20 protein-coding genes are annotated in these 26,961 nt (G+C 72.9%); 15 read left to right on the top strand and 5 right to left on the bottom strand.

Annotated features, from left to right (window positions below):
- The first annotated feature begins 102 nt into the window (after nt 1-102).
- Nucleotides 103-2,988: a glycoside hydrolase family 15 protein gene (locus tag AC060L_RS00335; RefSeq protein WP_483796061.1), complete on the top strand. Its 2,886-nt coding sequence runs from the start codon at nt 103-105 to the stop codon at nt 2,986-2,988.
- Between the two features lie 216 nt (nt 2,989-3,204).
- Nucleotides 3,205-4,188: a phospholipase D-like domain-containing protein gene (locus tag AC060L_RS00330; RefSeq protein WP_483796059.1), complete on the top strand. Its 984-nt coding sequence runs from the start codon at nt 3,205-3,207 to the stop codon at nt 4,186-4,188.
- Between the two features lie 228 nt (nt 4,189-4,416).
- Here AC060L_RS00330 and AC060L_RS00325 read toward each other — a convergent pair whose 3' ends face one another.
- Nucleotides 4,417-5,421, bottom strand: a complete 1,005-nt coding sequence (locus AC060L_RS00325; protein ID WP_483796057.1) for a LysR family transcriptional regulator — start codon at nt 5,419-5,421, stop codon at nt 4,417-4,419.
- 163 nt (nt 5,422-5,584) lie between these two features.
- On the opposite strand from AC060L_RS00325, the gene AC060L_RS00320 reads away from it, so the two are divergent.
- The 4 genes from AC060L_RS00320 (at nt 5,585) to AC060L_RS00305 (ending at nt 8,502) form a co-directional block, all read left to right on the top strand.
- On the top strand, nt 5,585-5,884 hold the full coding sequence (locus AC060L_RS00320) for a muconolactone Delta-isomerase family protein (RefSeq protein ID WP_483796055.1): 300 nt from the start codon (nt 5,585-5,587) through the stop codon (nt 5,882-5,884).
- A gap of 91 nt (nt 5,885-5,975) precedes the next feature.
- On the top strand, nt 5,976-6,581 hold the full coding sequence (locus tag AC060L_RS00315) for an alpha/beta hydrolase fold domain-containing protein (RefSeq protein WP_483796054.1): 606 nt from the start codon (nt 5,976-5,978) through the stop codon (nt 6,579-6,581).
- Nucleotides 6,578-7,429 carry a glycine betaine ABC transporter substrate-binding protein gene (locus AC060L_RS00310; RefSeq protein WP_483796052.1) on the top strand — a complete coding sequence of 284 codons (852 nt, stop codon included), beginning with the start codon at nt 6,578-6,580 and terminating at the stop codon, nt 7,427-7,429. The genes AC060L_RS00315 and AC060L_RS00310 overlap by 4 nt, the downstream gene beginning before the upstream one ends.
- A gap of 35 nt (nt 7,430-7,464) precedes the next feature.
- Nucleotides 7,465-8,502, top strand: a complete 1,038-nt coding sequence (locus tag AC060L_RS00305; RefSeq protein ID WP_483796050.1) for a zinc-binding alcohol dehydrogenase family protein — start codon at nt 7,465-7,467, stop codon at nt 8,500-8,502.
- 98 nt (nt 8,503-8,600) lie between these two features.
- Here AC060L_RS00305 and AC060L_RS00300 read toward each other — a convergent pair whose 3' ends face one another.
- The 3 genes from AC060L_RS00300 to AC060L_RS00290 all read right to left on the bottom strand — a co-directional run bounded on the left by AC060L_RS00300 (nt 8,601) and on the right by AC060L_RS00290 (nt 12,380).
- Nucleotides 8,601-10,220 carry a G1 family glutamic endopeptidase gene (locus AC060L_RS00300; RefSeq protein WP_483796048.1) on the bottom strand — a complete coding sequence of 540 codons (1,620 nt, stop codon included), beginning with the start codon at nt 10,218-10,220 and terminating at the stop codon, nt 8,601-8,603.
- 139 nt (nt 10,221-10,359) lie between these two features.
- Nucleotides 10,360-11,037 (bottom strand): response regulator, encoded by a 678-nt coding sequence (locus tag AC060L_RS00295; protein ID WP_483796046.1) that lies wholly within the window; start codon nt 11,035-11,037, stop codon nt 10,360-10,362.
- An 8-nt stretch (nt 11,038-11,045) separates the two neighbouring features.
- Entirely contained in the window at nt 11,046-12,380 is a 1,335-nt protein-coding gene (locus tag AC060L_RS00290) for a sensor histidine kinase (protein ID WP_483796044.1), read from the bottom strand.
- 249 nt (nt 12,381-12,629) lie between these two features.
- On the opposite strand from AC060L_RS00290, the gene AC060L_RS00285 reads away from it, so the two are divergent.
- Complete coding sequence (locus AC060L_RS00285) at nt 12,630-13,208, top strand: DUF2306 domain-containing protein (protein WP_483796043.1); 579 nt, start codon at nt 12,630-12,632, stop codon at nt 13,206-13,208.
- An 81-nt stretch (nt 13,209-13,289) separates the two neighbouring features.
- Here the strand turns inward: AC060L_RS00285 and AC060L_RS00280 are convergent, their stop codons facing one another.
- A complete protein-coding gene (locus AC060L_RS00280; RefSeq protein ID WP_483796041.1) occupies nt 13,290-14,735 on the bottom strand; it encodes a glyceraldehyde-3-phosphate dehydrogenase in 1,446 nt (481 codons plus the stop codon).
- Between the two features lie 326 nt (nt 14,736-15,061).
- Between AC060L_RS00280 and AC060L_RS00275 the strand changes: the two genes are divergently transcribed.
- The 8 genes from AC060L_RS00275 to AC060L_RS00240 all read left to right on the top strand — a co-directional run bounded on the left by AC060L_RS00275 (nt 15,062) and on the right by AC060L_RS00240 (nt 26,818).
- A complete protein-coding gene (locus AC060L_RS00275; protein WP_483796039.1) occupies nt 15,062-17,896 on the top strand; it encodes a type 2 lanthipeptide synthetase LanM family protein in 2,835 nt (944 codons plus the stop codon).
- 50 nt (nt 17,897-17,946) lie between these two features.
- Nucleotides 17,947-18,147, top strand: a complete 201-nt coding sequence (locus AC060L_RS00270; protein WP_483796037.1) for a hypothetical protein — start codon at nt 17,947-17,949, stop codon at nt 18,145-18,147.
- A gap of 153 nt (nt 18,148-18,300) precedes the next feature.
- Nucleotides 18,301-21,246, top strand: a complete 2,946-nt coding sequence (locus AC060L_RS00265; protein WP_483796035.1) for a helix-turn-helix transcriptional regulator — start codon at nt 18,301-18,303, stop codon at nt 21,244-21,246.
- Nucleotides 21,247-21,566: 320 nt separating this feature from the next.
- Complete coding sequence (gene lanL, locus AC060L_RS00260; protein ID WP_483796033.1) at nt 21,567-24,347, top strand: class IV lanthionine synthetase LanL; 2,781 nt, start codon at nt 21,567-21,569, stop codon at nt 24,345-24,347.
- A complete protein-coding gene (locus tag AC060L_RS00255; RefSeq protein WP_483796031.1) occupies nt 24,341-26,236 on the top strand; it encodes a S9 family peptidase in 1,896 nt (631 codons plus the stop codon). The genes lanL and AC060L_RS00255 overlap by 7 nt, the downstream gene beginning before the upstream one ends.
- A 107-nt stretch (nt 26,237-26,343) precedes the next feature.
- The gene (locus tag AC060L_RS00250) at nt 26,344-26,466 is read left to right on the top strand and encodes an ALQxL family class IV lanthipeptide (protein ID WP_483796029.1); all 123 of its coding nucleotides are present in this window, start codon (nt 26,344-26,346) and stop codon (nt 26,464-26,466) included.
- A gap of 50 nt (nt 26,467-26,516) precedes the next feature.
- Nucleotides 26,517-26,639, top strand: a complete 123-nt coding sequence (locus AC060L_RS00245; protein WP_483796027.1) for an ALQxL family class IV lanthipeptide — start codon at nt 26,517-26,519, stop codon at nt 26,637-26,639.
- Between the two features lie 50 nt (nt 26,640-26,689).
- Complete coding sequence (locus AC060L_RS00240; protein ID WP_483796026.1) at nt 26,690-26,818, top strand: ALQxL family class IV lanthipeptide; 129 nt, start codon at nt 26,690-26,692, stop codon at nt 26,816-26,818.
- The last annotated feature ends 143 nt before the right edge of the window (nt 26,819-26,961 follow it).

Below are 26,961 nucleotides of genomic sequence, written 5' to 3'. Positions count from 1 at the left end.
CGCCGCAGTCGTCAGGACTGCGGCGGCGGCCGCACGCCCGGGGGGACGTCGCCGGACCCGGGCCTGCCCCCACCCGTGTCGGCGACCGGAAGGCGCGCGTAGATGACCATGTCGATGGGTCGAAGAAGAGCGTGGCTGCGCAGGACGGCGCTGCTCACCGCCGGGGCGACGGTGGCGGCGGTCGCACTGGCCGGCTCCACGGTCGGCGCGGCGGCGGCGACCGCCCCGGGTGGGCCGGGGGTGAACGCGTTCTGGGACGAGCCGCAGGTCCAGGGCTTCGCGGACGCGCTCTCGGCGAACTCGAAGGTCTGGTACTCGCTGGGCGACGGCCAGTTGGAGAACGTGATGTACCCGCAGGTGGACTCCCCCGACACCTTCGGCCTCCAGTACTACGTCACCGACGGCTCGTCGTTCACCGACAACGAGGTGGCGAACACCAGCCACGCGATCTCGCTGGTGGACCCGACCTCGCTGGAGTGGCGGCAGACCAACACCGCCACCAACGGCCGGTACACGATCACCAAGACCTATGTCGCCGACCCGGCCCGCTCGGTCGTGCTGGTCAACACCACTTTCACCAACCTGAGTTCGGCGCCGCTCTACCTCTACGCGCAGTACAGCCCGGCGTTGGGCGACGACGGGATGGGCAACTCCGGCGGCACCGACGCGAGCGGCGACCTGACCGCGTCCAACGGCAGTGTGGCCAGCGCCATGGCGGCCTCGACCGGGTTCAGTGCGACGAGCACCGGCTACGCGGGCACCGCCGGCGACGGCGCCGGCCTGCTCGCTGCCGACCACAGTCTGTCGAACGGCTACAGCGGCGTCCCGTCCGCCGGGCACATCACCCAGACCGGTCAAGTGCCGGTCGCTGCCAGCGGATCGACCACCTTCACGCTCGCGCTCGGCTTCGACACCAGCACCGGCGCGGCCGTCTCCGACGCGGCGGCCTCGCTCTCGGGCGGCTTCGCCGCCGCCGAGACCTCGTTCCGGGGCGGCTGGCACAGCTGGATGAACGGCCTGAACGCCGCGCCGAGTTCGGTGACCGGCAATGCCAAGCTGCTCCAGCAGTACGAGGTCTCGCTGATGGAGGTGAAGGCCGACGAGGACAAGAACTACCCCGGCGGCTTCGTCGCCGCGCCGAACACCCCCTGGGGCGCGAGCGTCTCCGCCGACAGCGCCGGCCAGCACGGGTACCACCTGGTCTGGACGCGCGACGAGTTCCAGATGGCCACCGCCCTGCTCGCCGCCGGCGACCGCACCGACGCCAACGACGCGCTCACGTACATCCTCGACTACGAGGAGACCGCCAGTGGCTACGTGAAGCAGAACTCCTGGCTCAACGGCACCCAGGTCTGGGGCGGCACCCAGCTCGACCAGGTCGCCTTCCCCGCCATCCTGGCCTACCAGTTGGGCCGAACCGACGCGGCCACCTGGGCGAAGGTGAAGAGCCTCGCCGACTACCTGGTCGCCAACGGGCCGAAGACCGGCCAGGAGCGCTGGGAGGAGAACGGCGGCTACTCGCCCTCCACCATGGCCGCCGAGATCGCCGGCCTGGTCTGCGCCGCCAGCCTCGCCACCGCCAACGGCGACTCCGCCGACGCGACCGGCTACCTGAACGCCGCGGACGGGTTCCAGGCCGCCGTCGACGCCGACACGTACACCACCTCCGGCCCGATCGGGAACGGCTCGTACTACGTCCGGATCACTCCGAACGGCAACCCGAACGCCGCTGACACCGTCAACATCTCCAACGGCGGCGGCAGTTGGGATCAGCGTGCGATCGTGGACCAGGGCTTCCTGGAGCTGAGCCGGCTCGGCGTGAAGCCGGCGGGCTCCACGCAGCTCACCAACTCGCTGGCGGCCGTGGACTCGACCATCAGGACCGTGATCCCGGGATACGGCACGTACTTCGGCCGCTACAACCACGACGGCTACGGCGAGACGGCGACCGGTGCCGACTACACCGGCGCCGGCGTCGGCCGCCCGTGGCCGGTGCTCTCCGGGGAGCGCGGCGAGTACGACGTCCAGATCGGCAACACCGCGGACGCCACCGCCATGCTCAGCAGCATGGCCAACGCCGCCAACGCCGGCTACCAGATCTCCGAGCAGATCTGGCCCACCGCCTCCGCCGACGGCTTCACCCAGGGCCAGCCCGACAACTCCTCCACCCCGCTGATGTGGGCGATGGCCCAGTACGTCCGGCTCGCGATCGACATCTCGGCCGGCCGGACGGTCGAGACCCCGGCCGTCGTGGCCCAGCGCTACGCCAGCGGCGGCAGCGGGGGCGGGGGCGGCGGGGGCACCGTCACCGAGAAGGTCACGGTGACCGTCCCGGTGAACACCGACGCCTCCGGCCGGACCGTCTACCTCGACGGCAACCTGTCGGCGCTCGGCGAGGGCCAGTCCGACTGGGCGGCCAACGGCATCGCCATGACCAGGGTGGACGCGACGCACTGGACCGCCACCGTCAAGGCCGCCGCCAACGCCACCCTCTCCTACAAGTACGACCTGGGCGGCAACTGGAACGACGCGGAGGAGAGCACCGCCTGCGGCAGCATCGGCAACCGCTCGATGCCGGTGAACGGCAGCAGCGTCACCGACACGGTCGGGAACTGGCAGGGGCCCGGCACCTGCGGCTCGGCGGCGGCGGTCGTCACGGTGACGGTCCCCGCCGGCACCCCGAGCGCCGACACCGTCTACCTGTCCGGCGACTTCAGCGCGCTGGGCACCGGGATGCCGTCGGGCAACGACTGGAACGCGGCCCTCTACCCGATGACGAAGGTGGACGCGACGCACTGGGCGCTGACCGTCACCAGCGCCCCGGGCGCCACGCTCCAGTACAAGTACACGCTGGGGTCCTGGAGCAGCGTCGAGGAGAGCGGCAGCTGCGGCTACCTCGGCAACCGCACGTTCGCCTTCCAGGGCGCCGGCAGCAGCTACCCGGCCGGTGACACCGTCAGCGCCTGGCAGGGCGTCAACGGCTGCTGACCCCTGGCCTGTTGGCGTCGGCCATGCCATAGCCGTTCCCTGCGACCGTCCCGGATGGTCGCAGGGAACGGCTATGGCACAGTTGCAAAGGACTGCACATATAAGTACATGTCAAGTTAACCCGATGACACCTTTCCGCGATTCTACGCGCGTGGTGTTCTTCTCCCCGAGAGACGGCAGTCGCCTGACGCACAGCCACTTCACAGGGAGAGAACCATGCTCGGCAGCTCCATACGACGCGCAGCCATCGCCGTCACCGCCTGCGCGGCGGCCCTCGCCGTCGGCGTGCCGGCCCACGCCACCGGCACCTACTCGGCCTTCGCCTTCTCGCTCGGCAAGAGCCAGCCGACGATCTACAACTTCATCAACTCCGCGACCAAGTCGCTCGACATGACCATGTACGAGCTCAACGACACCACCGCGGTCAACGACCTGGTGAAGCTGAAGCAGTCCGGCGTCACCGTCCGGGTGATCCTGGACGGCCGAGAGACCTCGGTCAACAACTCGGCCTACAACACCCTCACCAACGCCGGTGTGGGCGTGGTCTGGTCGTCCTCCCAGTACGTCTACACCCACCAGAAGACCATCACCGTGGACGGCCGCGAGTCGCTCGTGCTCAGCGGCAACCTCACCGCGAAGTACTACCCGACCGGCCGTGACTACGGGGTCTTCGACAACGACACCAACGACGTCAACGCGATCGAGCAGGTCTTCGACGCCGACTACACCGGCTCGTCGGTCACCCCGAGCGACGGTGACAACCTGCTCTGGTCCCCCACCGACGCGCGCGACCGGCTGCTCTCCGTCATCAACGGCGCGACCACCACGCTGGACGTCGAGGAGGAGGAGTTCAGCGACCCGGCCGTGGTCGATGCGATCGCCGCCCAGGCGCAGAACGGCGTCACCGTGCGCGTGGTGGTCGAGAACCCGTCCTCCTACAGCTCGGAGATCTCGGAGATCGAGAACGCCGGTGGCACCGTGGTCGGTTACTCCTCCTCGACCGGCTTCTACATCCACGCCAAGGCGATCGTGGCCGACTACGGCCTGCCGACCGCCGCGGTCGAGGTCGGCTCGATGAACGTGACCACCAACTCCCTCGACAACAACCGCGAGTTGGGGATCATCCTGACCGACACCGGGGTCGAGTCGGTCGTCGAGAACGCCTTCAGCAGCGACTACGCGGGCGGCACCGCGGCCTGACGCCGCAGGAGTTGACCGCTAGGCCCTCTCTTTCGGATCTTGCCGGGCGCGCGACGCCGGGCATCCCTCCCCCAGCCTCCGGCCGGGAGGTGCCCCCACGGACGCACCGGCGAATCATCCAAGTACGACCCAGTACGAGGACGATCCGCCGGCACGCCCAGCCGGGCGCCCAACGACGCGCGCTGATCCGACAAGATCCGAAAGAGAGGGCCTGGACCGCGCCCGGGATCACCACGTCCCGTGCGCGGTCCTGTTGTTGGTGGAACAGGGCGCTGCGGCGCCGGCGGCTACGACCGGGGCCGGCCGGCCCCGGTCGTCGGGCAGGCGCAGCCGACGGCGGATGTGCGAGGGCATCAGGAGGGCCTGGTCGGTCAGGATCTCCAGGAAAGCGGCGGCGACCGGGTCGGGGCCGGTGCGGGTGTAGGCGGTGAGTCGGCGGCGGACCGGCGGCTCCGGGCGCAGCAGCGCACCGGCGAAGTGCGGCGGGATGGTGTTCGCGGGGACGAGGGTGGGGCCGAGTCCGGCCGCGGCGTAGTTGGCGGCGGCCGGGGCCTGTTCGGTCCGCACCGCGGTCCTGGGGTGGAAACCGGCGCCGGCGCACGCCTGGTCGAGGATGTCGGCGAGCCCGCTGTCGGGCGTGAAGTGCACCCACTCGCGATCCGCGAGGTCGGCCAGCCGGACCGTCGGCGTCCGGTCGGCCAAGGCGACAGGGTCGTCGGTGTGGGTGACGACCAGGAACTCCTCGGTGCCGATGTACCGGGTCGGGCCCTCCCAGTCGGTGGGCGGTGGCCCGAGCGCTATGTCGGCCTGACCGGCGGCCATCGCCGCGGTCAGGTCCTCGGCACGACGGTGTTCGAAGAGCCGGACCCGGACGCCCGGGTGGCGCTCCCGCCAGATCCCGAGCGCGGTGGGGAGCACGCCGAAGCTGATCGAGTAGAGCGTGGCGAGGTGGAGTTCCCCGGTGGCGACGCCGGCGGCACGACGGGCGGCCGTGGTGGCGCGCTCGGCATCGGCGAGGGCAGCGCGGGCGTGCGGGAGCATCGCGCGCCCCGCCGGGGTGAGCCGCACCGCGCGCGGCAGGCGCTCCAGCAGCGGACCGCCGACCTCCCGTTCCAGGGCCTGGAACTGGTGGGAGAGGCCGGGCTGGGTGATCCGCAGGCTCTCGGCGGCGCGGGTGAAGGAGCCCTCGTCCACGATCGCCACGAGGTACTCGAGCTGTCTCAGCGTTGCCATGCGCCCAGCATATGGGTTTGATAGAAACGATTCCTTGGACTGATGGATACCGCTTCTCGCAGGATGGGGCCATGCCTCGCGGCGGGGACCGACCGGCCCGCGCCGCCTCGTCCCGCGCCGCTTCGTCCCGCCGGCATCGTCCAGGAACCAAGGAGTCACCACCATGTCCGACAAGCCGAAGACCACCGTGCTCGCCACCTTCGCGGCCGCCCCGCACGCCACCGAGGAGGACTTCGCGAAGGTCATCGACGCCGAGCTGGCCCGCGCCAAGGAGCTGGTCGAGGCCGGTGCGATCGTGCACGGCTACCACCGCACCGACCTGGTGGGCGCGGCGCTGATCGTGGACGCCGAGACGGTCGAGGCCGCCCGCGAGATCCTCGCGACGCTGCCAGCGGTCGCGGCCGGCCTGGTCGAGACCGAGTCGATCATGCCACTCATCCCGCTCCAGCTGCCGCAGGGCTGACCCACCATCGTGGAGTCGGGTACGGGTACGGCGCCGTTCCCCCGGCCGCACCCGTGCCCGACTCCGCACCCCGGCGTCCGGAGCAGTCACCATGACCGACCCATCCAATCCCCCTCCCCCGCGGCCGCCGGTCCTCGACCCGGCCGCGCAGGCGCTGGCCGACCAGGCCTCGGCCGGGCCCGATCCGAGCCGGCTGCCGCTCGCCGAGCTCCGCGCCCGGCTGGACCGGGCCCAGTCGGGTCCGGTTGCTCGGCCCGAGGCCCGGATCGAGGACCTGACCGTGCCCGGTGGCCCGACCGGCACGGTCCGGGTCCGGATCGTCCGCCCTCCCGCGCCGACGGCCAGAGCCAAGGCCAAGGCCGACGCCGCATCGAGGGCAGAGCTGCTGCCGGTACTGCTGCACCTGCACGGCGGCGGCTGGGTTGCGGGCAGCACCACCAGCCACGACCGCCTGCTGCGCGAGCTCGCGGTGCAGGTCGGCACGGCCGAGGCCGACGTGCTGCGCGACGAGGGCGAGGCGTACGCCGCGAAGCTGCGCGCCGCGGGCGTGCCGGTGACCGCCGTGCGGTACCTGGGCACCGTGCACGCCTTCGTCGTCCTGGACGCGCTGCGCGACACCCCCGCCGCCCGCGCCGCCACCGCCCGGATCACCGCGTTCCTGCGGGACGCCCTGCACGCACGACAGGAGCCCTCTTGACCACCCGCTCGACCACCCGCGAGCCCGCAACCACCCGCGATCCCGCACGGACCGCCCGCGACAGCGCGCCGCCGCTGACCGTGGGCAACATCGCGCTCTCCTTCCACCGCGCCACCGCGGCCGTCGTCCGGCGCGTACTGGAGGCCCACGGCCACCGGGTCACCGGCATCGAGGCACGGCACGAACAGCTCTTCCGCCTGCAGGCCGGCGGCGAGGTGGACGTGCTCGTCTCCGCCTGGCTGCCCTCCAGCCACGACGCCTACCTCGCCGAATACCGCACGCAGGTACGGGTGCTGGCACCGCACTACGAGCCGTACTGCCTCTGGGCCGTGCCGCCGTACGTCCCGCTCGAAGCGGTCGGCGAGGTCGCCGACCTCGCCCGGCCCGAGGTGGCGGCGCGGATGACCCGCGCGATCGACGGCATCAACCCCGGTGCGGGCATCAGCCGCTTCTCCGCGCGGATGGTGACCGAGTACGGCCTCGACCGCGCGGGCTACACCTTCACCCCCGGCACCGAGCCCGGCTTCATCGCCCGCGTCGAGCGGGGGATCGCCGAGCGGGAGTGGTTCGTCGTCCCGCTCTGGCGCCCGCAGTACCTCAACCGCCTTCACGGCCTGCGGGCGATCGCCGAGCCCAAGGGGCTGCTGGGCACGGTCGACGCGGCCGGCCCGGTCGTCCGGCGTGACGCGCTGGACCGGATCCGTCCCGAGGCGCTGGCCCGGCTCGACACGCTGAACCTCGGGAACGAGGGCGTTGAGGAGCTGGACGCCATGATCAACGCTGACGGCCTGACCCCGTTGCAGGCCGCCGACCGCTACCTGGCGGGCCGCCCGAACCTGCTTGCGTGACACCGTCCCCGCTACCGTTCCATGAGGAGATCCCCATGAGCACGAACCACAGCAGCACGACCATGCGTGCTGTCGCCTACCGCAAGAGCCTGCCGATCGACGACCCGCAGAGCCTGCTGGACCTCGAACTGCCGGTGCCGCAGCCCGGCCCGCGCGACCTGCTCGTCCGGGTCGCGGCCATCGCCGTCAACCCGGTGGACTACAAGGTCCGCCAGAACGCCGACCCGAGCGACGAGCCCCGGGTGCTCGGCTGGGACGCGGCCGGGACGGTGGTCGCGGTCGGCACGGAGGTCGAACTCTTCTCGGTCGGTGATCAGGTCTACTACGCGGGCGCGCTGGACCGGCCCGGCGCGAACTCCGAGTTCCACACCGTGGACGAGCGGCTGGTCGGCCACAAGCCGGCCACTCTCTCCTTCACCGAGGCGGCGGCGCTGCCGCTGACCGCGCTCACCGCCTGGGAGGGCCTCTTCGACCGGATGGGCCTGCGTAACGGCGCGTTCGAGCGCAACGGCACGCTGCTGGTGACCGCCGCCGCAGGCGGCGTCGGCTCGATCGCCACCCAACTCGCCCGAGCGCTCACCGGGTTGACCGTGATCGGCACCGCCTCGCGGCCGGAGACCGTCGCCTTCGCGCGGCGGATGGGTGCCGAGCACGTGATCGACCACCGGCAGCCGCTCGTCGAGCAGTTGGCGGCGGTGGCACCGGGCGGCGTGGACTACGTCTTCGGCACGGCAGGCACCGACCGGAACCTCCCGGCCTACGCCGAGGCGCTGAACGCCTTCGGTCAGATCGTCGCGATCGACGACTTCGACTCGCTCGACATCGGCGTACTGAAGGCCAAGAGCGCCTCCTTCCACTGGGAGTTCATGTTCACCCGCTCGATGTTCCGGACCGCGGACCAGGCTATGCAGCACCGCATCCTCACCCAGGTCGGGCGGCTCGTGGACGCCGGCCGGCTGACCACCACCGCCACCCGGGACCTCGGCCCGGTCAACGCCGCCAACCTCCGCGAGGCGCACCGGATCCTGGAATCCGGCACGGCCATCGGCAAGATCACCCTCACCGGCTTCTGAGCGCCATCGCACCGCACCGCACCGCCCTGTTACCCGGCCGCCCGGAGCCCACGCTCCGGACGGCCGGGCAACAGGGCTGTCCGCCGGTCATTCGCCGGTCAGCCGACGACCGACGGGCTGGTGCCGGTGCCGGCCATGCCCAGGCCGGTGGGAAGGTTGCCGACCACCGGCTCGTAGAAAGCCAGTTGGAAGCCGGTCGTCTGGTAGGCAAGTCGGAAGGCAGCCCCCTCGCCGCTGATGCTCGGGCTGCTGTTGCCGACCGACGCGGGGCCGACGCCGTTGAACGATCCGGCGTAGCCGATCAGGCCGTTGCTCTGCTCGTAGGCCATCAGCATGCCCTTGGCCAGGAGAGCGATGCTCGGGCTGGTCCCACCGGCCAGCTGGATCCCCTGGTCGCTCGCGGCCACCTCCGAAGTCCCGACCCAGAGATGGCCGTTGGACCCCTGGAAGTCGTAGCTGTAGCTGTTCTCCGCGGTACTGCAGATGGCCGGGTTGGTACCGCCCCTGACGGCGGGGCCGGTGACGGCGCTGCCGGCCGGGCCGGTGAAGGCCAGTTGCCCCGTGTTGGCGACGTAGGCGATCTCGAATCCGCCACCGCTCAGCGCGGCGATGCCCGGCGTCGAGCTGCCGACCATCTGCAGGCCCAGATCCCGCACGCCCACCGCCGGGGTGAAGGTCAGCAGGTGTCCGTTGGAGCCCTCGAAGGCGACTTCCAGCGTGCCGTTCGCGTTGACCGCCAGGCTCGGGCTGCTGCCGCCGGCGAGTGCGAATCCGGTGTTGTAGTCGTAGTCCGTGCCGACGATCACCAGCGTCTTGTACGCCGTCATGATCGCCTCCTCCCAGCCGCCATCCGGCAGGACGGCCAGGCTGGGGCTGGTGTTGCGCAGGATCGTCTGGCCGATGTAACCGGTGCCGCCGGGCGTCCAGTTGTAGACCATCTGGTTCTTCGGGATGCCACCCTGGACGGCCGCCATCTCGGTGCCGGCCACGTCGGCGCCGGAGCCGTTGGAGACGCCGAAGCCGGAGCCGTTCGCGCTGAGCGCGGTGGGCGCGGCGACGATGCCGGACGAGTTGGTCAGACTGACCGCACTCGCGGCAGCCGGCACCGCCGCGTTGTCGAACGCCACCGCGCTGAAGCCGTTGTAGCCGAAGTCCGCCAGCGTCGCCCCTGCGGCGGTGCCCGCGCTCACCATGACCTCGGCGCTGTCGTCCAACAGGGCGGCGGACACGGCGTAGTCGTCGGTCCAGGCCTGGGTCACGTCGGTGACTCCCACCTGGTACCGGCCGGCCGAGATCAGCGAGACGGAGACCTCGATGTCGTCCTCGGGGATCACACTGCCGAAGGTGACCTTGACGTTGCCCGGCAGCGTGTAGAAGCCGTAGTAGTGCGCGTTCCCGCCGCTGCAGTCGACCTGCGTGCCGACCTGCACGGCGTTCGGGTCGTTCGACCCGGGGCCGTCCAGACCGGCCCAGAGGGCCACCGAGCCGTCGGAGCCGCAGTAGACCCAGGGCTGCACAAAGGACGCCTGCGCCTCGGTGGCGGTGCCCGAGCTGCCGGTCAGCTGGTAGCCGGCCGAGGTGCTGCTGTTGATGCCGTGCGGACGCAGCTCGGTGTGCCGGGGCGCGAGGTGGCGCGGTAACGCGCTCGCGGCGGCGGCGCCGCCGAAGAAGGTGCCCAACACCAGCACCAGGGTGGCGAACAGACGAAATGGGCGCACAGGGTGCTCCTCATCGTGAAGACCAGGGGTGCGCGACGGAGAGTTCCACACACCGCGCCCATCCGTACCCTCCCCATGCTCTCGGGAACCTCCGCATGATTCACCAATCCTGCTGCTGTTCGGTTCAGTTGACGATGCATCAGATACCGGTGGCCGGGGATTCCATCAGCCCGCCGCGGTAGGCGATGGCGACCGCCTGGGCGCGGTCGCGGGCCTCGGTCTTGGCCAGCACCCGCTTGATGTGCGTCTTCACGGTGGATTCGGCGAGGAAGAGCAGCTCGGCGATCTCCGCGTTGGACAGCCCCTCGGCGGCCAGCCGGAGCACCTCGCGCTCGCGCAGCGTGAGCCGGGCCAGGCCCGGTTCGGCCGGGCCTTGGTGCTGGCGGTGGCCCTGTGACGGGCCCTGGTGCTGGGAGACGACCTGGGCGAGCAGATCGCGGGTGACCGCGGGGTCCAGCAGCGCTTCTCCGGCGGCGAGGGTCCGGATCGCGTCGATCAGGCGCTCCGGCGAGGCGCGCTTGAGCAGGAAACCGGCCGCACCGGCGCGCAACGCACCCCACACGTAGTCGTCGTGGTGGAACGTCGTCAGCACCAGGACGCGCGTCGGCAGGCCTGCGGCGGCGATCCGGCGGGTCGCCTCGACGCCGTCGATGCCGGGCATCCGGACGTCCATCAGGACGACGTCCGGCACCACGGCGCGGCACAGCTCGACCGCCTGCAGGCCGTCGGCGGCCTGGCCCACCACGTCGAGGCCGTCCTCGCTGCCGAGCACGAGGGCGAGCCCGGCCCGCAGCAGATCGTCGTCATCGGCGATCACGACCCGGATCACCGCGGGATCGGGAGCCGGACGCGCAGGCAGAAGCCGCCGCGGTCGCCCCCTTCACCCCCGTCGTGCTCGACGGTGCCGCCGAACATGGCGACCCGTTCGGCGATCCCCAGCAGCCCCCGGCCCGGCAGGTACCCGTCGGCGGCGCCTCGTCCGTCGTCGCGGACCTCGATGTCGAGCACTTCTCCGCTCGCCCGGACCGTGACCTCGGCGGCGCCGGCCCGGCCGTGCTTCACGGTGTTGGTCAGGGCCTCCTGGACGATCCGGTAGGCGGACAGGTCGATGCTGCGCGGCAGCCGGCCGGCGGCGGGGTCGATCCGGGCGGTGACCCGGACGCCGGCCTGCGCCATCGGGCCGGTCAGCCGGGAGAGCTCGCCGAGCCCGGGCAGCGGACCCGGCGGGCCGGGTAGGTCGAGCGACACGGGCGGCTCGGCCGCAGGCGGCGGCGCGGTCGGGGCCGTGGCCGTGGCCGGCATCACTGGTGGGGCGATGGGCGAGGTCGGATCATCATGGCGCAGCAGGCCCAGCACCCGGTCCAGTTCGTCGAGTGCCTCGCGGCCGGTGCGCTCCAGGCCGGTGAGCAGCTCACGGGTCTGCGCCACCTCGCGGCTCTGCGCCTGGTCCCGGCCGAGCACCCGGCGGGCCGCGCCGGCCTGGACCAGCATCAGCGTGAGCGTGTGGCCGACCAGGTCGTGCAGCTCCCGCGCGATCCGGGCCCGCTCCTCGGCGGCGACGCGCTGGCGCAGCAGCAGGCGCGCGGTCTCCCGCTCCTCCTGCCGCCGCGCGCTCGTGTACCCGAGGGCCCAGGCGAGCAGCCAGACGAAGACGGCCCCGCCGGGGATCGCCGGGTAGCTGCGGGTGGCACCGGTGAAATAGGCGACCATGCCGAGCAGCACGATGACCGGGCCCAGCCGTGCGCGGTCCCGCGTGCCGTACAGGCCCAGCGAGTACAGACCGATCAGGTTCGCGTACGGCGAGACCGGGCTGGGCAGGACGGCCAGCGCCTCGGCCGACATCGCGGCGGAGCCGACCAGGTACGCCGCCAGCGGTGCCGTGCGCCGCACGGCGAGCGCACCGGCGATGACGGCGCTCAGCACCAGGGCGGGCGCCAGCCGGCCACCGATCTGCGCCGCCGCACCGATCCGCTCGGTGACCATCGCGACCAGGAACACGCCGGCCAGCGCACGGTCGATGACCACCGCACTCGGCCGGATGCCCCACGGCGGGCGCCATCGGACGTCGAGGCCGGGCAGCGCGCGCCGGTACCAGGCAGACGCAGCGGCAGCAGCGGAGGCGGGGACGGGTGCGGGCGTTCGGGTCGGGGACACGTTCACGTCCGCACGCTAGTCAGCCCGCGGGCACCACCGCATCACCCCGCAGGGGTACGACACCCGGACCCCTGCGGGGGTAAGGCACGCTCCCGGCCACCCGCTACCCCAGCCGCTACCCCACCGGGGGGACGGCGGACGCCCCCGTCCGGTGGACGCGGCACGGCGCCGCCGCTTCGTACCGTCCTCGGCATGAACTCATCGTCTGTCACGCCCACATGGCACTCCCGGATACGCCGGTCAGCGTGGGTCTCGATGACCGTCCTGGCCATCGGGACGGCGCTGGTCGCCGCCCGCTACTTCACCCTCGACCCCGCGACCTTCCTCAGCCGGCAGCGCGCGGTCTACCTCACCGAACTCACCCCGCTGCTGCTCCACGTGGGCGGCGGCATCCTGGCGCTGACCCTGGGGCCGTGGCAGTTCCTGCCCCGGCTGCGCAGCCGGCATCCGACCGCGCACCGGCTCATCGGCCGCGGCTACCTGCTGGGTGTGCTCGCGACCGGCGTCGGGGGCCTGGCGCTGGCGCCGAGGGGGCTGGCCGGTCCGATCGCGCCGCTCGGGTTCGCGATGCTCGCCGTGCTCCTGCTCGCGACGTCCACGGCGGCGTTCGTCACGATCCGGCGCGGCGCGGTGGCCCGGCACCGGTGCTGGATGATCAGGTCCTACGCGCTGATCTTCGCCGCGGTGACGTTCCGGCTCTGGCTGACGGTCCTCTCCGGAGCCGGCATCCCGTTCGAGCAGGCGTACCAGAGCGGCGCCTGGACCTCCTGGCTGATCGACCTGCTGGTGGCCGAGCAGCTCATCGTCCGGATCGGTCGGCGGCGCCCGAGCTGAAACGAACGAGTCGGCCCGCCCCACGCGAACGCGGGACGGGCCGACCGTCGGGACCGGATGACCGGCGTCAAACCGCCGGGATCAGGCCGCCGGCGCCGGGTAGGTCGGGTACTCGACCCCCGAGACGTACTGGACGACCCGGATGACCTGGCAGGAGTAGCCGAACTCGTTGTCGTACCACAGGTAGAGGATCGCGTTGTCGCCATCGACCTTGGTGGCACCGGCATCGACGATCGACGCGTGGCGCGAGCCGATGAAGTCGCTGGAGACCGCGTCGGGAGCGCTGATGAAGTCGATCTGGCGCTTCAGCGGCGAGGTCAGCGACACGTTGCGGAGGTAGTCGAGGACCTCCTCGCGGTTCGTCTCGCGGGCGAGCTGCAGGTTCAGGATCGCGATCGAGACGTCCGGCACCGGCACCCGGATCGAGCTGCCGGTGATCGGCGCCTTCAGCGAGGGCAGCGCCTTTGCGACGGCCGAGGCGGCGCCGGTCTCGGTGATGACCATGTTCAGCGCCGCCGAACGGCCACGGCGGTCGGAGCTGTGGTAGTTGTCCAGCAGGTTCTGGTCGTTGGTGTACGAGTGGACGGTCTCCACGTGGCCGCGCAGCACGCCGTACTCGTCCGCCATCGCCTTCAGCGGCGGGACGATCGCGTTGGTGGTGCAGGAGGCGCAGGACAGGATCTGCTCGTCCGGCTTGATCGTGTCGTGGTTCACACCGTGCACGATGTTGGGGACGTCGCCCTTGCCGGGCGCGGTCAGCACCACCTTGGCGATACCGGGCTGCAGGTGCTTCGACAGGCCCTCGCGGTCGCGCCAGCGGCCGGTGTTGTCGATCAGGATGGCGTCGTTGATCCCGTACGCCGTGTAGTCCACCGTGGTCGGGTCATCGGAGTAGATGACGGTGATCTCGTGACCATTGGCGATGATCTTGTTGTTCGCCTCGTCAACGGTGATCGTGCCGTTGAACTGGCCGTGGATCGAGTCGCGCCGCAGCAGCGAGGCGCGCTTGACGATGTCCTCGCCACCGCTGTTGCGCACGACGATGGCGCGCAGCCGCAGGCCGTTGCCCGAGCCGGCCTTCTCGATGAGCAGGCGGGCGAGCAGGCGGCCGATCCGGCCGAAGCCGTACAGCACGACGTCGCGGGCCTCGCGACGCTCCAGCTTGTTGGCGCCGGTGGCGCCGATGACCGCCCCTGCGGTGAACTCCTCGACCGAGAGGCCGCGGCCGTCGGTCTTGTACGTGGCGGCGAGCATGCCGATGTCGATCTGCGAGGGGCCGAGATCGAGCGTGGTGAGCGCCTGCAGGAACGGCAGGGTCTCGGTGACCGAGAGCTCCTCACCGGCGATCTGGCGGGCGAACCGATGAGTCTTGAGGATGCTGACCACCGACTTGTTCACCAGGGAGCGGCTGTGCAGCAGGACGGTGACGTCCCTCTCCCGGTGCAGTCGGCCGATGATCGGAATCATCGACTCCGCGATCTCCTCGCGGTTCATCCAGTTAGTGAACACGTCCTCATTGACAGTCACAAGTTCATCTTTCGAGCTGGTCGAGCTAGGGGCGATAGGCACATCTTAGCTTTCGGCCATCCCGGACCTTCAGTCGCCCCTGTGCGTTCGCTGAGTGATCACCGCAGGTGGGAGTCGCGAGGCCGGCTCGCCACGCCGTGCCGCCACGATCGACGGGTGCAGGAACCTTGTCGTGGGTGGGGCGGGCTGACAGGATCTGCTTCATGATCGCCGGGCACTCGAACGCAGGAGTCGCAGCCACGGACCCCTGGTGGCTACCGGGTGTCCGTCCGGCGGAACTGCCCTGCGCACAAAGGCCGCGGTGGGCCGAGTTCGCCGAGTCCGCCATGGCGTCGGCGCGTTCGGGACCGGAGCTGTCGGACCAGGCGTTTCCGGGGACGACCGGCTTCGCGGCGGTGCTCGCGCCGTTCGCCCGGCTGGCCGCCGAGAACCTGGCAACCTCCCTGCCGGACAGCCTGGTTGACCTGCCGGCCATTCGCGCGGCGCTGGTCGGGGAGCTGGCCGCGACACTGGGGCGACAGGCCGCCAGGACGCTGGTCCTCGAACTCGGCGTCGCTCGCGTGACCGGCCGACTCACCGGCGGCACACCGTCGGAACGCTTTCGCGGCTTCCTCCCGGCGGTCGGTTCCCGGGAGGGGCTGACCACGCTGTTCGGCGAGTACCCGGTCCTCGCCCGGCTGCTCGCACAGACCTGCCGGTTCGCCGCAGCCGCGCTCGCGGAACTCCTCGACCGGCTGGCCGCGGACCGGGCCGACATCGTCGCCACGCTGCTGTCCGGAACCGATCCCGGGCGACTGGTGCGGGTGCAGCGCAGCCTCGGCGACGGGCACCGGCGCGGGCGCAGCGTCGCGGTGCTGCACTTCGCCGACGGCTCCCGCGTGGTCTACAAGCCGCGATCACTGAGCGCGCACGGACATGTCGGCGACGTGGTCGCCTGGTTCAACGCCCAGCCGGGCACACCGGGGCTGCGACTTCCCGCGCTGCTGGAACGGGAGGGGTACGGCTGGGTCGAGTTCGTCGGCCGCCGCCCGTGCACCACGAAGGCGGAGCTGAACCGGTTCTACCTGCGCCAGGGCGCCTGGCTCGCGCTGCTGTACGCGCTGGACGGCACCGACCTGCACCTCGAGAACCTGATCGCCTGCGGCGACGAGCCGGTCCTGGTCGACCTGGAGACCGTGTTCCACCCGAGTGTGCCCGCCGAGCCGCAGGAGGATCCGGCGGCGCGCGCACTGGAGGCCTCGGTATACCGCACCGGCCTGCTGCCGCACCTGCTGCTCGGCGACGAGAACGCGGTCGACGTCTCCGGCCTGGGCGGCGACGCCGGACACCGCTCGCCGGTGGATGGCGTCTCCTGGGAGGGAGCCGGCACGGACGAGATGAGACTGGTGCGCCGGGCCGGGGAGACGGCCGCCGCCGCGAACCGGCCCAGGCTCGGCGGCGCCGATGCCGACCCGGCCGACCACCTCGAAGCGCTGGTCGCGGGCCTGCACGCCGGCTACCGCGCGATCCAGGCCGGACGAGGCCAACTCCTCGGACCCGACGGCCTGTTGAAACGGTTTGCCGAGGACGAGGTCCGGGTGGTGGCCCGCGCCACCCAGGCCTACACGACACTGCTCGACGAGTCGACCCACCCCGACGTGCTGCGCGACGCGGCGGACCGGGACGAACTTCTCGGCCTGCTCGGCACGGACGCGCTCGAAGCCGCCGGCTGGCCCGGACTGCTCGCCGAGGAGATCGCCGAACTGGGCGACGGCGACGTGCCGTTGTTCACCACCCGCGCCGACTCGGTGGACCTGTGGAGCGGCACCGGGCGCCGGATACCCGGCGTGCTCGACCGGCCGGGGCTGGACCGGGTCGCCGAGCGGATCCGGGCGATGGGCCCGGCCGATCTCGACGACCAGGAGTGGGTGCTGCGCGCCGCGATGGCGAGCAGGTCCACCACACCTGCCCACGGGGGCGACGCCCCACGGCCGCCCGCGCCCGCTCCGTCATCGCCTCCCCCGGCCGGGGCCGGGGGCGCGGCCGTCCCGGATCCGGAACGCCTGCTCGCCGCCGCCCGCCGGATCGGCGACGGCCTGCTCGCCCGGGCCCGGCGGAACGGCACCGGGACCAACTGGCTCGGGCTGGAACTCCTCGCGGACCGGTACTGGCGGGTCAGGCCGGCCGGCGCCGACCTGGGCAACGGGTATCCGGGCGTGGCCCTCTTCCTCGCGCAACTGGCCGCCGTCACGGGCGAGGAGCGCTACGCACAGGCGGCCCGCGACGCGCTCCGGCTGCTCCCAGCGCTACTGGAGCAGCTCGCGCAACGCCCCGAGGACCTCGGCGCAGTGGGTTCCGGCGGCTTCGCCGGCCTGGGCGGAATCGCCTACGCCCTCACCCAGGTCGGCGCCGCGTTGGACGACGCCGAGATCCGCGGCTTGATCGGACCGGCGGTGCTGCTCACCACCGCCGCGGCGAAGGCCGAGCAGGTGCCCGGGGTCCTCGACGGCACCGCCGGCGGTCTCGCGGCGCTGCTCGCCGTGCACGCGGCGACCGGCCTGGCCGACGCCTGGACGGGAGCGCGGACGTGTGCGGACCGGCTCGCCGCACAGCCACTGCCCACCACGCCGGGCTTCGGCACCGGGGCGGCGGGAGTCGGCTGGGCACTCCTGAGGTTCGCGACGGCCGGCGGCGGCGCCGCATACCGCCGAGCGGGGCTGGCCGCACTCGATGCGGCGGCCGGCTCGATGCCGGCGGCGGCACGGGCATACCCGTCCTGGTGCTCCGGGACGCCGGGCATCGCGCTGGCGGTGGCCGACAGCGGCTCGACGCCGCTGCCCGCAGCGCTCACCGCAAGCACCGCCCACACGCTCCGCTCGCTCTCCTCGCGCGATCCGCTGACCGACCAGAGCCTGTGCCACGGCGAGCTGGGCGTCCTCGAACTGCTCGCGATCACCGGCGAGCACCGCCTGCGCGAGCGCCGCACGGCCGCGCTCGCGGCGGCGATCGAACGCGACGGACCGCGCTGCGGCACGCCGGGCGGGCTGGCCGCTCCGGCCCTGCTGACCGGGCTCGCGGGAATCGGGCATGGCCTGCTACGGGCCGCCTTCCCCGAGCGGACTCCTTCGGCCCTGCTGCTGCAGCCGCCGAGTACGGCCCGGCGGTCTCCCCCGACGCCGTGATCCCCAGGCAAGACCCCCACGAAAGACGCCGCGAAAGGAAGTCCGACCCCATGGACAACACCGACCTGGTCCTCCAGTGGAAGCAGCCCGGCGCCCGCAAGGGTGGCAAGGGTGAGCCGCTCGACCACCCCGCCGGCGAGATCCGGCTCCGGACGGCGGGCGCGCTCGGCCGTCGGTCCGGCCTGCTCGCCGGCCCCGGCACCCTCCGGCTCTCCCAGGAGTGGGACACGATGTCCTTCACCAGGGCGTAGTACGGCGCGGGAGCGGGAGCGCCCGGCACAGGGGCGCTCCCGCTGCCACGCCCACTCCCACTCCCACGCCCGCTGCCACGCCCGTGACGGGAAGAGCCGGCAGAGTCGATCTTCCCTCTACCAAATCTTCACACCGGCCAGTAGCCTGCGGGTATGCGCACCACCTCGCTGGTCACCGTCGGCCGGGACGCCGAACTCGACCTGCTCCACAGCACGCTGACGGGCCTTCGGTCGCGGACGGGCCGGGCCGTCTTCCTGCTCGGCGAAGCCGGGATCGGCAAGTCCCGGCTGCTCGACGACTGCACGACGCAGGCCGCGCGGCTGGGCCTGCCGGTGCTGCGCGGCCGCGGCAGCCCGACCAGCGCGGGCACCCCGTTCCGGCCCCTGATCGAGGCGCTGGCCTCGCAGTTCCGCACCGCCGGAGCGCCGCAGGACCCGGAACTCGCGCCGTACCGCCCGACGCTGGCCCGGCTGGTGCCGGAATGGCGGCACGGCACCGCCGCCGGCTCCGCCGACGAGAGCGTGGTGGAACTCGCCGAAGCGCTGCTGCGCCTGCTCGCCGTGCTCGGCCGGGAGGCCGGCGTGCTGCTCGCGCTGGAGGACCTGCACGACGCCGACAGCGAGACGCTCGCCGTCATCGAGTACCTGATCGACAACGTCGCCGGGCTGCCGGTGCTGGTGCTCGCCACGCTGCGCCCCGGCGCCGGGGCCGCACTGGACGTCGCCCAGGAGGCCGACCGGCGCCGATCGGCCACCGTGCGCGCACTGCCCGCACTCACCGCCTCGGACGTCGGCGCGATCGCCGCAGCCTGCCTGGGCGTCGGTGTGGACGAGGTGCCCGCACCGGTGACCGCCCGACTGACCCGGGGCAGCGACGGAAACCCCTACCTCGTCGAGGAGCTACTCGCCGAGATGGTCCGCTCCGGGGCACTGTGCCCGGTGGACGGCGGGTGGCGGGTGGCCCGCGACCTCGCGGAGACCATCCCGGAGGCCGTGGTGCGCAGTTACGACCGGCGGATCGCCCTACTGGACCCCCCGGTGCGTGAGCTCCTGCTGCTCGCAGCGACCCTGGGCGCCCGGTTCGACGTCGGCACGGTGCAGCTGATCACCGGACACGCCGACCCGGTGCTCTTCGCCCAGCTGCGGGCCGGCGTCGAGGCGGGCCTGATCGTCCCCGCCCCCGCCGCCGTGCACCAGTACGCCTTCCGGCACGAGCTCACCGCCGAGGCGCTGCTGGCGAGCCGCCCGCCGGCCGAGCGCGCGGCGATCGCGCGGCAGGCGGCGGCAGCGATCGAGCGGGCCGACCCCGGGCTGTCCGGCGACCGCTGTCAGCTGATCGCGGGACTGCGGCTCACGGCCGGCGATCCGACCGGCGCGGCGCTGCTCTACGCCGAACAGGGCCGGCGGGCGCTGGCCGCCGGCGCGTCGGCGTCGGCCGTCCTGCTGTTGGAGCGGGCCGCGGGTCTCGCCGACCGGCAGGACCGCAGCGAGATCACGGAGTCGCTGGTGTACGCACTCGCCGAGGCCGGCCAACTCGACCGGGCGCTGGCCCTGGCGGACGGCCTGCCGCCCTCGGGGCAGGCCTCGCTGGGCCCGGCCCGGCGGCTCGCGCTGCACACCCGGCTCGCCTGGGTGGCCGTGATGGCCGAGCGCGGCCCGGAGACCGTGGCGCAGGTGGCGGCGGCGCGATCCCGGCTCGGCGAAACCGCCGGGCCGGAGCAGACCGCCGCGCTCGCCGTTGTCGAGGGACACCTGGTCCTGCTGCCGGGCCCCGCCGGACAGCCCGCCGACAGCGAACAACTGGCCGAGTCCGAACGGCTGGCCCGGCAGGCGGCCGAGATCGCCGAACGGGCCGACCTGCCGGTGGTCGCCTGCCAGGCCTGGCAGTTGCTCGCGCTGTTCGCCCGGGAGCGCGGCTTCGACGACGCGGACGCGTGCCTGGAGCGGATGCTCACCGTCGCCGAGTCCCACGACCTGCCGTTCTGGCGGGTGTCGGCGCTGATGCACCTGGGCGCCAACACGTTCCTGCGGACCGGCGACGCCCGTCGGCTCGAACAGGCCCAGGAGGCCGCCCGCGCAGTGGGCGCGATCCGGCTGACCCAGCGCACCGAGGCACTGCTGGCGATGAACGCGGTGCTCACCGGGACCGGGGAGACGAGCCGCGAGATCATCGATCGCTCGCTCGACGCAACCGCGCGGATGCGCAACCTCAGCACGCACCGCTACCTGCTGCTGACCTCGGCGACGCTGGCGGCCCACCGCGGCCGGCGGCACGAGATGGAACAGGCGCTGCTGGCCTTCGAGCAGTCCGGCGGCGGGCCGTCCGTCCTGACGCCGGTGGTCTTCGGGCTCTGCCGCGCGTTCTGCGCGCTGCTGGAGGAGGACCGCGCCCAGGCGGGCACCGAACTCGCCGCGGCGGCGGCCTGGGAGAGCGAGCACCCGAACGTCTTCTACCTCTCCGGCCGTTACGGGCTGCGCATGCTGCTGGACGCCCTCGCCGGGACCGGGGACCGCGCGGCCTACCAGGCGGTGGCCGCCGCGCCGGCTGCCGGACTGGTCTGGAACCGGCAGTTCCTGCTGCTCGCCGACGCGGTGCTGCTCGGGCGGGAGGGACGGGCCGAGCAGGCCGCGGCCGCGGTCGACCGGACCCGGCAGACGGCGGGCCTGTTCCCGATGGCCCACCACCTCGGGCTGCGGCTGGTGGCCGAGGCGGCCGTCGCCGACGGGTGGGGCGAACCGGTGGCCTGGCTGCGGACCGCCGAGGACTACTTCCACGGCCTCGACGTCCCGGCGGTGACCCGCGCCTGCCGCGCCCTCCTGCGGCGCAGCGGTGCGACGGTCGCGCAGCGCCGCAGCGGGCGGGACCAGGTGCCGGCTCCACTGCGCGCGCAAGGCGTCACCGCTCGCGAGTACGAGATCCTCGCGCTGCTCGTCGAGCGGCTGGGGAACCAGGAGATCGCCCGGCGGCTGTCCATCTCGCCGCGCACGGTGGAGAAGCACATGGCCACGCTGATCACCAAGACCGGCGGCCCGGACCGGGCGGCACTCAGCCGACTGGCATCCGAGTGCGCCGCCCGGCCCGACCAGCCGACTGCCTGACCTGACCGACCGCGATCCGGGTCACGCCCCGAGGCCCCGTCCCACCCCGTGCACGCTCGTCCACGAGCGCCACCGCCGGGGTCGGTGACGGGGCCTTCGCCATGGTCCCGAGCTGCGGCGCTTCGCCCGGCGCGGCCGCCCGAGCGGCGGAGCGGCACCCGCCGGGGGGCCTACGCGTGCACCGGCCGAATTCACCGGGTGCGGCGGCGGAAACCTACGCGTGCCACGCGGATGTCCGGCCCACTGATCCTCGGGAGGATCAGCACTGCCAACGGAGCAACGGTCCGCCGCCACTCCCCACCGCCGTAGGAGGCCCGCTGATGACAGGTACGAGCGCAACGCGCAGCGGGGCCCAGGAGGAGGACGCCGAGCTGCTCCCGGACGTCGTCCGGTCGGCCCTGCGCCGGAGCGGCGAAGCCGGCTGGACGGTTCGCCCCGGCGAGTTCTGGTGCCACGTCGGCCCGGAGTCCGCGGAGAACCACCGTGTGCCGGTGCAGGGTTGGAAGCTGCACGTCTCGGCCACCCCCCTGTCCGCACCCGTCGTGCTGGCCCGGGCCGCGGCTGTGCTGATCGCCGAGCGGGCCTCGTTCAAGTTCGCCGGCACCCCCGACCGCGTGACCGAGCTGGTCTCCGCGCGCTACGAGCGCGGCGGCGGCGGCAAGTTCATCACGGTGTACCCCGATGACGACGCGCAGTTCCGCCGGCTGGCGCAGGCGCTCCACCAGGCCACCCGTGGGCTGCCCGGGCCGGGCATCCTGTCCGACCGGCCGTACTGCCCCGGCAGCCTGGTGTACTACCGCTACGGCGTCTTCAGCGGCACGGTCCGGCTGACCAACGACGGCACCGTCGAATCGATGCTGCGCACGCCCGACGGCGGCCTGATCCGGGACCAGCGGCTGCCCGTGTTCCGACCGCCGGCATGGGCGAAGCCGGTGCTGCCACTGCCACTGCCGCAAGCACCGGCAGCACAGCCGGCGAGTCGGCCGGACGGCGTCCTGCTCGATGGACGGTACGTCGTGCGCAAGGCCATCCGGCACGCCTACAAGGGTGGCGTGTACGTCGGCACCGAGCTGACCACCGACCGGCAGGTCGTCATCAAGGAGGCCCGACGCCACGTCGGTTCGACGCTCGATGGCACCGACGCGGGCGACCTGCTGCTGCACGAGGCACGGGTGCACGAGGCCCTGGCGCCGCTGGGCATCTGCGCGCAGGCACTCGGGGTGTTCACCCAGGGCGGCAACCTGTACCTGGTCCAGGAGCGGATCGACGGGGAGAGCCTGCGCGCCTGGGTCCAGGCGAATCCGGCGCCGACGCGCGCCACGCTGCTCGATCTGGCCGGGCAACTGGTCGCACTGGTCGAGCAGGTGCACGCCGCGGGCCACGTGCTGCGGGATCTGAACCCGAACAACCTCATGCTCACCCCGGGCGGGGACCTGCGGCTGATCGACCTGGAGATGATCGTCCGGCCGGGAGAGCCGGTCCGGCGTGCGTATACCCCGGGGTACGCCGGGCCGGAGGTGGTGGGCGCAGAAGTCCACGGCCCGGCACCGGACTTCACCTCCGACCTGTTCAGCCTCGGCGCCGTCCTGTTCCACCTGCTGACCGGCGCCGAGACGGTCCTCGCGGCGGACCGGCCGGCGACCCGCCCGAGCGGCGAGCGGCTGGCCGTGCTGGTCACCCGGGTGCTGACCGGCAACCGGACGGCGGGTCCGTTCCTCCCCGCCGTGCTCGGCCTGCTGGTCGACGCCGCCGACCAGCGGTGGAGCCTGGCGCAGGTGCGGGACCTGCTCGCCTCGATGCGCACCGGCGAGCCGACCGCGCAGCAGGAGCAGCAGGAGCAGGAGCAGCAGGAGCCGGCGCCTGTCTCACCGCAGGTCGAGGAGCAGCTGCTGGCCGACGGCCTGAGCTACCTGCTCGACAGCATGACCCCGACCGACCGACCACGGCTGTGGCCCGCCGACGGGTTCTCCGCCCTCAACGACCCGGTCAACGTGCAGTACGGCGCGGCCGGGGTCCTGGCGGTACTCACCGCAGCCGGCGCCTTGCGACCGGACGATGCCCGGCTCAGGTCCGGGATCGCCGAGGCGGCCGGCTGGATCGCGGACCGCCTGCAGCAGGACGAACCGCCGCTGCCGGGGCTGTACTTCGGTCGCTCCGGCACCGCCTGGGCGCTGCTGGACGCGGCCCGGCTGCTGGGCGACGGCGAACTGGCCCACACCGCCGCCCGGTTGGCCCGCGCCGTACCGGTGCGCTGGCCCAACCCCGATGTCACGCACGGCGCGGCCGGCGCGGGTCTGGCCCAGCTGCACTTCTGGCAGGCCACCGGTGACCCGGACTTCCGGGACCGAACGATCGAGGCCGGCGAGGGGCTGCTGGCCGCCGCCGCCCAGGGCCGGGCCGGGGTGATCTGGTCGGTGCCGGTGGACTTCGACTCCGCGCTCGCCGGAGCCCGGCACCTCGGGTTCGGGCACGGCGTCGCCGGGATCGGTACCTTCCTGCTGCTGGCCGGTCTGGCCACCGGGCGGGACGACTTCGTGCAGTTGGCCCGGCGGGGCGGCGAGACCCTGGTGACGGCGGCGCGCACCGACGGCGGCACGGCCTGGTGGCCGGCGGACGACAAGGACGAGCACGCACCGTTCCAACTGCCCTACTGGTGCAGCGGATCCTCCGGCGTGGGAACGCTCCTGATCAGACTCTGGAGTGCCACGGCCGATCCGCGCTACCGGGACCTGGCCGAACAGGCCGCAGCCGAGGTGTACCGCAGGAGGTGGCAGCTCTCACCGGCCGCCTGCCACGGGCTGGCGGGCAACGCGGAGTTCCTGCTGGACCTGGCCGCGACGCTCGGCGAGCCGCGCTACCGGACCTGGGCGGCGGAGCTGGTGGACTGCGCACACGCGCGCAACGTGCTGCGCGACGGCCTGCTGCTGGTGCCCGACGAGTCGATGATCGACGTGACGGCCGGTTACAACGGCGGCCTCGCCGGCATGCTGGCCGCGCTGGTCCGGCTGCGGCACGGCGGCACTCGGCTCTGGCTGCCCGAGTCGCTCGCGCTCCCCGCGCCGACGGACCTGCTGGTCGGGGCGGAGGCCGGCGCGTGTTGACCCGGCCACCGGCACCGAGCCGCACACCTGCCGCGCCGGTCATACCGGGCACAGCCGCCACACCCGCGCCGCTCGCCCAGCCCGCGCAGCCCGTACCGTCCGGGGAGCCCGCACCGTCCGCGCAGCCCGTACCGTCCGCGGAGCCCGTCACCAGGAGAAGCTTCGCGTTCTCCGCAACGGCCGGATTCGCCGCCTGCCTGACGACGGGCCCGAACGGCGGCGTGATCCCCGAGCACTGGTCGTTCGACCGGCCCACACCCCGGCGCCGCTCCCTCGCTCTGGACGTGTCCCTGGCCACCCAGCCACTGCCCACCGAGGACGGCCGGCTCCTGCTGCTGCGCGGCGGCCCCGGCCGCCACGAACTCATCCTGGCCGATCCGGAGTCGGGGCGGGCCACCGGGCAACTCACCGTCGAGTGCCGGTCGCTGCGCCTGGTCGCCACCGTCGATCCGGGCGCCCTGGCGCTCGCCGTCGGCTCCGACGGCCCGGACAAGTCGGTGCTGTACCGGGTGCTCGACGGCCCGCTCCGGCTGGAGCCGGTCACGGCCCTGCCCGGCATGGTCGGCCGCTGCCTCCGGCTGGACCAGGACGGCCGGCTGCTCGCCGTCGCCCAGCGGCACGCCGGCCGCTCCCGCACGGTGCTCGTCGATCTCACCGACGGCAGCTTCCGGGACCTGCCGGGACCGATGGACGACGGCGGCGCGGTGCTGCTGCTGCTGGCAAGCCCGGCCTCCGGTCTGCTCCTGCTCGCGGCCGACACGCCGGACGGCACCCGGCTCGCGCTGAGCTCGCTCGCCGAGCCGACCGCCCTGCGCTTCCCCGAGCGGCTCAACGCCGTCGAGGGCGCCGTCCTGCCGCTGGCTCTCGACCCGGCCGGTGAGCGGCTGGCCCTGCGGGTGCTCCGCGGCGCCAGCGCCGAGCTGCTGGTCCACGACCTGCACGCGGACCGGCTCACCGAGCTGCCACTGGTCGCGGTGGCGGTGCACCCGACGGCCTGCTGGGGGCCCGACGGTCTGCTGGTACCGGTCTCCACCGCGGACCGCCCCACCGAGCTCGCGGTGCTCTCGCCCGAGGCCACCGCACCGTGGTCGCCCCGCGGCAGCCGTCCGGCGGGACGCGCGCATGTCGAGCGGTTCACCGGCCCCGCAGGGGAGTTCGAGGCCGTCTGCCGGGGCGACTGGCGGACCGGCCGCGCCGTACTGGTCGCCCTGCACGGCGGCCCCGAGGCGGCCTGGGACCTGGGCTACGACCCGCTGCTGCACCGGCTCGCCGTCGCGGGCATCGCCGTCGTCGCCCCGAACCAGCGCGGCGGCACCGGCTACGGACCCGCGCACGCCGAGGCCCTGCACGGCGCCTGGGGCGGTCCCGACCTCGCCGACATCCGTGCCCTGGTCAGGACGCTGGTCGCGGGACGACCCGAGTCGGCTCCGCCGCCGATGCTCTACGGCGTGAGCTACGGCGCGTACTTGGCGCTGCTCACGGCTGCGGCGGACCCCGATCTCTGGTCCCGCTGCGCGGTCGTCGCCCCCTTCCTCTCCGGAGCACGGCTGTACGAACAGGCTCATCCCCCGGTCCGCAGGCTGATCGAGCGGCTCGGCGGCCGGACCGTGGTGGAGGACGAGTTGGGCCCACGGGACCTGTGGACGCTCGCCGAACGGATTCGCGCCCAGCTGCTGATCGTCCACGGCACGGACGACCGGACGGTACCGGTCGACCAGGCCAGGCAACTGCGGCAGCGGCTGCTCGCCGCCGGCCGCGCCGAGGGCACCGACTTCCACTACGGCGAAGTACCCGGCGGCGGGCACTCCCCGCTGGACGACGTCGCGGGCGCACAACTGCGCGAGCGGCTGGTGGAGTTCCTCTCCCACCGCCCCGGCGTCGCGGGCTGACCGCGCGGCCTGGCCACGCGACCACACCGACTCACGGCCTGCGGGCCGTGCGACGCCGCCAACCCCGGCGTGACTCGTGACGAGTGTCAAGAGAGGAGGTGATCACGATGACTGTTGACGTCGACGCACTGCAGACCCTCGACACCGAGGAGGAGGCCACCGGCCTCGGTGTCTGCGCGAACACCTGCCGCAACACCTGCTGGCTCACCTGCTTTGTCACCGGCAGCTGATCCGCCCCGACCACGCCCCACACACGACACCACCGAAAGAAGTGATCACCATGACCGTTGACGTCGACGCGCTGCAGACCCTCGACACCGAGGAGGAGGCCACCGGCCTCACTGCCTGCTCGAACACCTGCCGCAACACCTGCTGGCTCACCTGCCTGGTCACCGGCAGCTGATCCGCCCCGACCACGCCCCACACACGACACCACCGAAGGAGGTGATCACCATGACCGTTGACGTCGACGCGCTGCAGACCCTCGACACCGAGGAGCAGGCCACCGGCCTCGACACCCCCTGCCAGGTCATTACCTGCCTGCAGACCTGCTGGTGGACCTGCGGGTTCACCGACAACTGATGCCCCCTGAGGATCAGCCCGGGTCCCCACCGGGGCCCGGGCTGATCCGACCGACACCTGCATGCAGAGCTGCCAGTTCACCTGCGGGTACACCGACAACTGACCCCCCGGGCGGCCGGGTCCCCAACGGACCCCGGCCGCCT

The organism is Kitasatospora sp. NEAU-69 (assembly GCF_057158765.1).
The sequence above is the reverse complement of the archived record's forward strand: the minus strand, read 5'-3'. Positions and strand labels throughout refer to the sequence as shown.